This window comes from Gilvimarinus gilvus (genome assembly GCF_030518155.1).
GTDB classification, from domain to species: domain Bacteria; phylum Pseudomonadota; class Gammaproteobacteria; order Pseudomonadales; family Cellvibrionaceae; genus Gilvimarinus; species Gilvimarinus gilvus.
Map to the genome: position 1 here is coordinate 1 of NZ_JAULRU010000611.1, position 10,657 is coordinate 10,657.

General features: G+C 43.1%; 7 protein-coding genes and 1 pseudogene. All 8 read left to right on the forward strand.

The features are described from left to right. Window positions 1–196, forward strand: a pseudogene (locus QWI17_RS15125) (MFS transporter); the annotation flags it as partial. A gap of 736 nt (window positions 197–932) precedes the next feature. Beyond that, window positions 933–1,607 (forward strand): ribulose-phosphate 3-epimerase, encoded by a 675-nt coding sequence (locus tag QWI17_RS15130; protein ID WP_302723364.1) that lies wholly within the window; start codon window positions 933–935, stop codon window positions 1,605–1,607. Further along, entirely contained in the window at window positions 1,597–2,913 is a 1,317-nt protein-coding gene (locus QWI17_RS15135; RefSeq protein ID WP_302723365.1) for a class II D-tagatose-bisphosphate aldolase non-catalytic subunit, read from the forward strand. Before QWI17_RS15130 ends, QWI17_RS15135 begins: the two co-directional genes overlap by 11 nt. A 50-nt stretch (window positions 2,914–2,963) precedes the next feature. Next, window positions 2,964–3,905 carry an HAD family hydrolase gene (locus QWI17_RS15140; RefSeq protein ID WP_302723366.1) on the forward strand — a complete coding sequence of 314 codons (942 nt, stop codon included), beginning with the start codon at window positions 2,964–2,966 and terminating at the stop codon, window positions 3,903–3,905. 3 nt (window positions 3,906–3,908) lie between these two features. Then, complete coding sequence (locus QWI17_RS15145) at window positions 3,909–4,844, forward strand: glycosyltransferase family 2 protein (RefSeq protein WP_302723367.1); 936 nt, start codon at window positions 3,909–3,911, stop codon at window positions 4,842–4,844. Window positions 4,845–4,880: 36 nt separating this feature from the next. Next, a complete protein-coding gene (locus tag QWI17_RS15150; protein WP_302723368.1) occupies window positions 4,881–6,905 on the forward strand; it encodes an AMP-binding protein in 2,025 nt (674 codons plus the stop codon). A gap of 52 nt (window positions 6,906–6,957) precedes the next feature. Beyond that, window positions 6,958–8,538, forward strand: a complete 1,581-nt coding sequence (locus QWI17_RS15155; RefSeq protein ID WP_302723369.1) for an NAD(P)-binding domain-containing protein — start codon at window positions 6,958–6,960, stop codon at window positions 8,536–8,538. 353 nt (window positions 8,539–8,891) lie between these two features. Further along, window positions 8,892–10,657: condensation domain-containing protein (locus QWI17_RS15160; protein WP_302723370.1), on the forward strand; the 1,766-nt coding region annotated here is incomplete at its 3' end.

A 10,657-nucleotide genomic window follows, 5' to 3' on the forward strand; every position in this document is an offset into this window, starting at 1 on the left:
TTTGGGTGCGTATGGATATGTTGGAACCGACCCCTCAACCATTAAGCAAACTACTGGAGGCATGGTGATGCTAATGAGCTGGATACCTGCGGCATTTGCATTTGTTTCAGTATTGTTGCTGATTTTCTATCCGCTGAACTCGAAACGCATGAGCAAAATTGAAGCCGACTTGGAGGCGCTCAGGAACACTATTTAACTGAATTCTGTGAGTAGAAGTATAACAAAAAGGCTGGTTTTCCAGCCTTTTTTCGTTCTGGCGTTCCAATTTATTTGGGTGTTATTAGGTGGATAGTTTTAAGTTTGTAATTGCGTGCAAGCTCAATAGGGAAAATCGTGGGCAAGTTTTCTTTTAAGCGATGGGGGTAGACGCAGAAACTTACGTTGTAAGAAAATTTCTAACCACAGGAGAGTCCAAAGTGAATATGTGTTGTCACGCTAGATGGGATGTAAACGTAAAGCTCGCGCAGGGTTCGGGCGGCCGGGGATAAGCAGAGTGACTCATCGCAGCGATGTGACCATTCGTTATTTTAATATCCAGTAATGCTTGGTGTGAATGGTGAGAGCGATTACGAATTAACAAGCTTGTCTTATTGCGCGCTCACGGCGCCCCATTCTTTCCTTTCTGTGAGCGCGTTCACCCCTGCCTTTTCTTTCATACTTGAAAAACTCCAGCGCCCAAATGATGTCGATACTGTTAGCGCTAACAGTGTCGGGTTTTAGATATTAATAAGCTAATACAATGTTTTTATGTAATTTTTGTGAACTTAGGCATGAAATTGAAGTCCGTATGGTTGCGCTATCAAAGGATGTTGGCTATTTTGCTCAGCCATTCGATAGGAGCTTTCTGTTGTTGGGGGTGTTGCGATTCTGCGGCAACCGGCGGACGTGCTGTCTTGGCCAGTACATAAAAATAAATAGAGAAAAACTGAACTATGTCTGATCCTCTTAAGTTATCTGCGTCACTTTGGTCTGCAGATTTATCCGCATTGGCGCATAGCATAGAGCGTGTTAATGAATATTGTGATTCGTACCATTTTGACATTATGGATGGTCATTACGTAAAGAGTCTATTGTTTGGCGTCGATACGGTCGCTTCTCTTAGAGATAAAACAGATCGTCCATTCGAAGTCCACTTGATGGTTCGGAACCCAAAAGACTTTGTTAATGACTTCGTGGGTGCGGGAGCGAACTTAATTCAATTTCAGTTTGATGGTGTTGATAACCCTGCGAGCCACATTGAACAAATTAAAAGTTTAGACGCGAACGCTGGAATCTGTGTGCTTGAAGAAACTCCTATAGAGAAAGTGTTTGATCTTCTCCCTTTGGTAGATAACTTGCTTGTAATGGGGACAAAGATTGGCGTTAAAGGAGTTTCAATAATTCCAGAGACATACGAAAAAATTAGATTAGCTCGAAAATACATTGATGAAAATGATCTCAATGTTTCTATACAGGCCGACGGAGGTATTCGGCGCAATACCGTGCCTGAGCTATTTCGGGCAGGTGTTAATTCCGTAACAGCAGGCTCTCTTCTGTTCAGAAATGACCCCAAAGAGATTAAGCAATGGGTAAATTCTTTGAGTGGGGAGCTGCGTAATGAGAACTAATGGGAAAAAAACTGAGATGACGCTACCTATATCTGAACTTTTCAAGATTGACGCCGAACTGGAAGAGCCATTTACACACTTAGGTATAGGGCCAATGAGTCCGTTAATCATAAAGGCGGCATTCGAGCTAGCAGAAGAGTTGAAGTTTCCTTTGTTCTTTATCGCAAGTAGAAATCAGATTGACTCATATTCGCTGGGAGGTGGTTATGTTCAGGGATGGAATCAGGAGCAGTTTTCCACTGAAGTGAGGCGTATTGCGACCAGTGTAGGGTTTACTGGTATCTATTATCTATGTCGAGATCATGGTGGGCCTTGGCAGAAAGATACTGAATTCAAAGCGGGGTTAGACTCCACGAAGGCTACGCAGTGTGCATTGACTTCGTTTTCGGAAGATATTGCATCGGGATTTGAGTTTCTGCATGTTGACACATCGGTAGATCCAGAATTCGGCCGTCTAACTCCTGCGGCTCTAGCGACAGACAGAGTTGTCTCAATTATAGAAAGTTTGGAGGAAATTGCGTCGAAATCTGGTGGAGGGGTTTGTTATGAAGCAAGCCTAGAAGAGTCTAATGGAGATTTTTCTGTTGTAGAAGAGTTCCGGCGGTTCGTGACGTTGTTGGCGAGCTCGTTAAATGACAGAGGTCTTCCTTTGCCGGTTTATATGGTTGGTAATACAGGGACTTTGACCAAGATGAATAGAAATATTGGGAAGTTCGATGTGAGTGTGATCAAAGCTCTTGCGAAAATTTGTCTCGATAATGGCATGATTTTGAAAGAACATAACGCTGACTACTTAAGTGGTGAAGTGTTGGCTCAACATCCTTACCTGGGTATTGGTATGGCTAATGTGGCGCCTGAGTTTGGATATGCTGAGACGAGAGCCCTTCTGGAGCTTGAGGAGGAGGAGCGGTTCTATATTGAATCGGGTGAGAGCAATAGTCTGAAGGCGTCAGGTTTAAAAGACGCTTTCCTAAGTGAAATATTAAAGTCTGATAAGTGGAAGAAGTGGTTGACGCCTGAAATGAAAAATATGTCGAAAGAGGAGCTTTTTCAATCGGCCGGTTTCGTCAACGATATAGTCTTGGTAAATGGCCATTATCATTTCTCCTCGGAGCGTGTAGAACAGGCGAGGTTAAATCTCTATCAAAATGCAACCAAAATGAATCCAAATGGGGGAAGTTCTGTAGGTGAGACTTCGGTTAAAGATGCGATTAAGGCATCCATACGGCGGTATGTGGAATCATTTAACCTGATTGGCCATACGGAAAAGGTTATGAGTGTAGCAGGTTGCCATGCGGATGTGTAATGGACAATTTTCGTCTTATTATAAGTGCCTTTCTATAAAGTAGTGCTCGTATGACTCAAGCTATATACGAATGTAATGCAAGGATAGTTGTTAGCGATATTGACGATACTCTGGCGCCTCCGTTTAAGCCTGTTCCAAGCGAAACCCTGCGACTAATAGAGCGACTGATTGAAGATGGAGGGTATTTTTTTCTATCGACCGGTCAGGGCATTGAAAATGTTCGCACCCGTGTGCTCGATTTATTGTCTGAGAGCGCGAGAAAGAGTGTTTTGGTTTCTGTGTGTAACGGTGCGGAAGTCTACAGCTTTGGAGATCGCGGTGAGTTAGAGCGAGTGTTTCTAGCGTGGGAGACGGATGAGTTGACTCGATTCTCCGTGGAGATTGCGGGACTTATCGAGGTGATAAAAAAAGAATTCGATTTTGACCTAATTTACTGTAGTAGTCCGGAGGAATTTCACTCATCTATACGCTCGAATTTGTTCTATCCAGTCATGGTGGATGATCGTGAATCTCAGGTCACAATTGAATTTCTAAGCCAACCTGAAGAGTTCTCGCGTGGATCAGAGTGTGTTGAGGTGTTGAGGCAACGTGTTTTTGATTTTTGTTGCGAGTATTTGCGAATTGAGGGATTGCCCTACGAGGCAATATTAGGCGGGACTACGGCGATAGATTTTCAGAAGAAGGGCACCAATAAAGGCTTGCCAATTAGTAAGCTATTTGCGAAGTGCGAAAATCTACATTTCTCTAAAAGTGGTGTCAAGTACGAATCGGCTGATCAAATTGAAGTGTGGGGTGATAGTTTTTCAATTGACCCTCTGGGTGGTGATTGTGCGCTTAATCTGGCCCTGCCGGACAGTAAATGCATATCATTCAGAAAGTTTCAGCAGTCTCATAAGTACGCCCCTGGTGTGGTTGAGTGGCAAGGTGAATATGAGCTGAGCGAAGGGCTCTACGAGTACCTAGACGGAAAAGTAGCACATAGAAGATTGTAAATCGTGGAGGCTGAGTTGAGGAATATAACGGCGATCGTGACGCCTTTCTGGGGGGAGCTTTTAGGAGGTGATATACCCTATATCGGAGAGGCAATAAAGAGTGTAATGGAGCAAAGTGACCCTGGCTGGAGAATGTATATTGTTGATGACGCCACCGATTCGAAAGTTGGAAAAAGGCTCTTAGATTACGCAGCGGCGGATTCACGAATTTCAGTAATAAGGCTCGAAGACAATATGGGGCCTGCTAACGCTAGAAATGTTGGTGTTAGGCAGGCTGAGATCGATGGTTGCGATATCGTTACCTTCATGGATCATGATGATGTTTCGTCGCCCAACAGAATATCGGGTGTTCGGGGAGTGTTTTGTGAATACCCAGAAGTTTCTGTGGTTTATAACGGGTTTTACGTAATTGATGAAAACGGGGGGCGTATACCTGAGGATCAATTGCTAGAGGGAATGAGGCTTTTGCTTAAGCAGCAAAGAGATAACCCGCTTGAAGGTGCCGATATATGGAAGGTCATACTCCAAGAGCGTGATGGGCTTACCATTCCGTCGTGTTTGAGCGTTCGAACGGAAACGGCTTCAAAAATTCCCTTTCCCGATCAATTTCGATGTCACGAAGATACGCATACTTGGGTTCGATATTCAGCGGCGGGTGCAATATTCAAGTATATATCTGACCTGCAAACAGGTTATCGAGTTTTAGAAGGTGGAAAAACGAGTCAGTCTCGCATACATGCGGGTGGTGTCGAAAGGTTCAATGAGTGGCGTTGCATTGTGGCTGAAGATGGGTGTGATAAAGCACTGGAGTTGGCGGGCGTCAGTGGTGATGAGGCCGTGAAAATTAAGAATAATTTCCTTTTAAATATATCAAGTATATTGATGGCTGAGGGAAGCCACAAACACGCATCACACTTGCAAAAAAAAGTAATTTCTTAACGATAATTTGACCCACCTAGAGCATGACGTAGAAATATGATTTTTATCGAAAAGCTGCAGCAATATGCCGTAGCCAACCCTAAGAAAATTGCCTTTCGTTATCTAGATCATTCTGGATCGGAAGTAGAATCGGTGACATTCAAAGAACTTAGCGACAGAGCAACTTGTCGCGCGAGAAATATTAGTTTGTTTGCAAAAAGTGGCGACAGGGTTGTCCTTCTACATTCGTCAGGTATCGAGTACATTGCTACCATGTTGGGCTGTCTTATGCTGGGGGTCGTGGCGGTACCGTTGTATCCGCCGAGAAAAAATTCCAGAGCGGAGAGAGTTGAAGAGGTTATTGCGTCTTGTGATGCTGCAGCAGCTCTTACAGACAGTGAGCAATTAGCGGCTGTTGAAAGCCTAATTGATGCATGTAGATTAGTGAGGCCTGTTCCAGTATACGCTAGTGATAATATGAGGGATGGCTCCAATAATAATTTTAATGAAAGCGAGGATGGGGACATTGCCGTTTTACAGTTCACATCAGGGTCTACAGGCATACCAAAAGGTGTAATAGTTACTCACGATAACATAGAAGCAAATGTAGAGGCATTGATATCTGCAGCTAATGTAACAAGCGAGGATGAGTTTGTTAACTGGCTCCCTCTTTATCACGATTTAGGGCTGATAACGACTATATTTTTACCACTATACATCGGTGCTACATCCACACTTATGGCTCCAGCTACCTTTGTTAAGTCGCCGTTGGTGTGGCTCAAATCAATCACAAAATACAAAGGAACTATAGCCGGGGCTCCTAATTTCGCCTTCGATCTATGTGTTAAGAAGTCAAGAGAGGATGAAGACTTCCAAATTGATCTCAGCTCTTGGCGGGTTGCGTTTAATGCCGCCGAACCAGTGCGCCTAGAAACGCTTTCCTCATTCCATGACAAGTACAAATCCTATGGTTTTGCTTGGTCTAGCTTTTTCCCAGCATATGGACTGGCTGAAGCTACCGCTTTCGTTACTGGTTCTCTTAATTCAAACGGGCCGAGTGTATTAACTGTGGATCTTGAGTCGCTGCAGAATCGCAAAGTTGTTCTGATAGATGGAAGTGTTCAGGGGAGTCCGGGTAAGCATATCCAGTTGGTTGGAAACGGTCGCGTTTCTAATAATCACTTTATCAGTATTTGCGGCTCAGAAAGTCAGGAAGATGCGACTAGTACGCTCATAGGTGAGATTGAAATCTCAGGCCCCAGTGTGTCACCCGGGTACTGGACAAAGAGCAGAAGTGATGAGCGGTTGGATGATGGTATGTTCAATACTGGCGAGAATAGCATCAAGACAGGAGATTTAGGGTTTATATTGGAGCAGGAGCTTTACGTTGTTGGTCGTATTAGCGACCTAATAATTATTAATGGAAAAAATTACTACCCGCAAGATATTGAGCGTAGCGTAACTCAGGTGAGTGAAGTGTTGAGGGATGGAGCGTGTGTGGCTTTTGGATTGGAAGAAGGCAGTGATACGTCCTTGGGGCTCGTAGTTGAGTTGGAGCGAGAGTTCTATAGGCGCGCTAACTTTGAGATGCTGACGGCAGACATAAAGCAAAAGGTGTCTTTAGAATTCGGCATAAGCGTGTCAAAAATTTCCTTCTTATCACCTCTTAGCTTGCCGATGACTTCTAGTGGTAAGGTTCAACGCAGAAAAACAAAGGATAGAATGTTGAAGGGTTCTCTCCAGGGGGTTCTTCATTGTTCACAAGCAGGCCTTGAGGAGTCGGTCTTGCCTCGTTCTGAAACCGAAGAAATTCTCTATAAGTTGTGGTGCGAAGTTATTAGAGACTGTCGTTTTGGTGTGACGAATAATATCTTTACCTTAGGTATTGATTCTATTCAGATTGTGGATATACATAACAAAGTCATAATGCACTACGAAAATATTGAATTCCCGTCGGACCTTGTTTATGAGTACCCCAGCATTGAAAGTTTAGCATCTTACATTGAGTCAAATAGTACTAACACCTCTCCGCTGGGTGGGAAAGACTCACTCAATGTCAAGAGAAGAACAATCAAAATATAACGCCCATTATTTAATAAAAATAAGTCGAAATCTATCTATTAGGAGAGTAACTATGTATGACTATATTATTGTTGGAGCTGGTCCGGCAGGTTTACAGTTAGGGCACTATTTTGAGAAAGAGAACAAAAATTACCTGGTTTTAGAAAAGGGTGGCAAGGCTGGAGTGTTCTTTGATAAGTATCCTGTTCATCGAAAGCTAATTTCTATTAACAAAGTTTATACTGGATACGATTGCTTTAATTTAAATTTGCGATGGGACTGGAATTCCCTTTTGTCTGATAAGGAAGTTCGCTTTGGTGACTATTCACAGGACTACTTCCCTAATGCGGACGTTATGGTTGAATATTTGAATGACTATGCCAAAGCTAACAAGATTAGGATTAGTTATAACGCTAATGTAGAGGTTGTTTCAAAAACAAGTCGTGGATTCACTATTAAGCTGGCAGACGGAAGAGTCTTAGAAACGAAGTATGTTGTGGTGGCTACAGGGTTGTCTGAGCAAAGAATACCTGATATTCCAGGTATAGAAAATGCGGTGAGCTATGGTGAGCATTCACTTGATCTTGAGCTGTATAAGAATAAGAGGGTAATGATACTAGGTAAGGGGAATTCTGCTTTTGAAACGGCAGACCACATTAGTTCCGTTGCCGCGAGCATACATTTAGTTAGTCCAAATCCTTTAAAGCTTGCGTGGTCTACTCATTATGTTGGAAATCTAAGGGCCGTAAACAACAATATTTTGGATACATACCAACTAAAATCTCAGAACACCATTTTGGATGGTGATGTTGAAAAAATTCAACGAGTTGATGATGGGTTTATGGTCGACATCAAGTATTCTCATGCAAACGGTCAGAGAATTCGAGTTCCGGTTGACCACATAATTATTTGTTCTGGATTTAAGTTTTCTTCTGGAATTTTTGATGAATCCTGCTCGCCTGAAATGTGCGCCATGAAAAAGTATCCAAAGATGACCTGTAAATGGGAATCTACTAATGTGCCTGGTATGTACTTTGTCGGAACGATTACACACTCTAGGGACTACAAAAAAGCATTTTCCGGATTTATTCATGGGTTCAGATACAACGCCAAGTTGCTTAATGACATTTTAAACAAAGAGCACAGTGGGATTGAATTCCCTATGACTAGTATTGAAAGTTCTGGGGAATCCCTAAAGAAATCAATAATGGCGAGAATTCATAGAAACTCATCGCTTTTTCAACAGCCAGGCTTTATATGTGACTATATTGGGCTTGAAGGGAATAATTTTCAGTATTATTCAGATATGAGTGTTGATTATGTGAATTCGCATAATGAGTTCAGTTCACCCAAGCACTTAAAAATGACTATGGAATACGGCAAGGTGAAACACGCTGACCCATTCAATATCGAGCGAAAACCTGATAGTGGTGAAGATAGTGATTTCATACACCCTGTAATTCGACTTTATGAGCATGGCGTGCTTAAAGGTGAGTGCCATATCCCAGAAGATTTAGAGAATAACTGGTATCAAGGAATGTATCAGGACATTCTCCAAAACTTTATTGAGAATGCGCTGGGATTGGAGTTCGAGAATAATGGCCAGTTAGCGCCGTGCGTTGATTACTTGAATAAGGTTACCATGATTCTCTAGTGAGTTATGGTCTCGCTAACCAGCTAGTTGTCAATGTTATATTGCTTAGGCGTTGATGACAGCTGGAAAAATAGTTGCTCCCCCTTGCTATGGCATGCCAGCGATACCGTCATGCCTTAAGGGCGATCTGTCGCAATTTGCCTAAAAAAATTTCAATGAAGAGCTGTGAAAGGCAAGCCAATTTGCTTTGGTCAAGGGGCTGTATTTGAAGTTCCAATGCCCATGCGGCTGGAGCTCCATAGCTTATCACTATGATGAAGAACGCGAAGATTTAAATTTTAACGAATTGTTTGCTGGAGTAATGTCGAGATGATGCCCTCTTATGTAAATGCCCCCAACCTAGGTCGCCGAGTATGAACGTAGTCACGTTACTTAAAAAAATAAGTGACAAGGGCGCTCGCATACAGCGATCTGGTGGAGAGCTTGTCATTGACGCGCCTGAGGATTCGCAGCTGGATGATGTAATTGATGAGGTACGAAAGAGCAAAGATGAAATCATAGCTTTTTTAAAGGGGCGATCTTCACTTGGCGTTGAGAACGTTTTTGAGGTCAGTCCAGCGCAGCAGAGAATGTTGTATTTTGATTCTTCATCTGCACATAACTCTGCAATGTACAATTTGCTATTCTGCTACGAAGTAAGAGGGGAGCTCGACTTGGTAGCGTTGCGCAGTGCTGTAAATAGATGCATCAATCGGCATGATATTCTAAGAACAAAATATGCATATGGTGATTCACACTGGGTGCAGCTCGTCGATCCGGCTATCGCTGTAAATCATGAAAGTACAGTGTATCGCTATGAGGATCTAGCTAATCGGGACAATGTGGAGTCTGTTCTTCAGGAGCGTATTAGCCTGGAGCAGAGTCGAAAATTCGATTTGGAAAATGAATGGCCCATTCGAGTTTTGGTACTCAGAAAGAGTTCGAGTGAGTATGTGCTCTGCTTTGTGTTTCATCATATTGCTGTAGATGGTTGGAGTTCGAAGATAATCGTAAGAGATTTGCGAGAGGCGTACGTTTCATATATCGACGGAACCGATGAAATCGATGAAACCGAGCATAAAGTTGTTCAGTACGGTGAATACGCTAAATGGTGTGAAAATGAGGAAAGGTTGACAGAGAGTAGGGAATATTGGGTGAATCATCTGTCGCAACTGCCCGTTTGTCATGAGATTTGTACTGATAGGAATCGGCCTAGTCTGTTCGAAGAAAAAACTTCTAGTCTTCACAAATATGTTTCAAAAGACGTTGAGAATAAAATTGGTGAGCTGGCCGCTAAGTATTCGACAACCAATTTTGTTATCTATCAATTTTGTTTTTCAGTTCTATTGTACAGGTTCAGTGGGTGCACCGATATCTCATTTGGAACTTTAGTCGCGAATAGAAATTCTAGAAAATATCTGAATACTGTTGGGCTGTTCGTCAATACACTGGTGCTAAGAAGACGTGTTGACCCTTCGGAGTCCATAGCGCGTGCCTTAGAGACTGCAAAAAGAATCTACCATCAGGCTATTAAACATCAGTCGTATCCATTTGATGCTCTGGTTGAGGAGCTAAACCCTGTTCGAAGTCAATCGTTTCACCCTCTTGTACAGATTATGTTGGGTGTGCAGGAAAATAATACTGCTGAGTTTGATCTTCCAGGGGTTTCTGTAGATGTGCTCGACGTAGATGAACCCAACTCGCCCTTTGATTTGTCACTAGATATAAAATTATCCAAACATGGTGCAGAATTTCATTGGTGTTATAACACGGCTCTATTTAATGCGTCGACAATTGAGACCATGGCCTCGTGCTTCGAACGTCTTGTGCATAGCTTATTGGAGAAGCCAGATGGTAATGTCTTTGAACTGGATGTTCTGAGTGAGCGAGAACGTCATCAACAGCTGATTGAGTGGAACGATACTCGGGTAGATTACCCGCATGAGCTTTGTATCCATGAGCTGTTTGAGCAGCAGGTAGCGAGGAGCCCGGAGGCGACAGCGGTTCAGTTTGGTGAGGAGCGACTCAGTTACCAGCAGCTCAATGAGAAGTCGAACCAGCTGGCGCACTATCTGGTTACAGAGCGAGGTGTTGTGCCTGACACTTTGGTTGGGCTGTGCGTTGAGCGCTCTGTAGAGAT

Coding starts and splice junctions, on each gene's coding strand:
- QWI17_RS15150 (WP_302723368.1), top strand. CDS start 4,881: ATGATTTTTATCGAAAAGCTGCAGCAATATGCCGTAGCCAACCCTAAG.
- QWI17_RS15130 (WP_302723364.1), top strand. CDS start 933: ATGTCTGATCCTCTTAAGTTATCTGCGTCACTTTGGTCTGCAGATTTA.
- QWI17_RS15135 (WP_302723365.1), top strand. CDS start 1,597: ATGAGAACTAATGGGAAAAAAACTGAGATGACGCTACCTATATCTGAA.
- QWI17_RS15140 (WP_302723366.1), top strand. CDS start 2,964: ATGACTCAAGCTATATACGAATGTAATGCAAGGATAGTTGTTAGCGAT.
- QWI17_RS15155 (WP_302723369.1), top strand. CDS start 6,958: ATGTATGACTATATTATTGTTGGAGCTGGTCCGGCAGGTTTACAGTTA.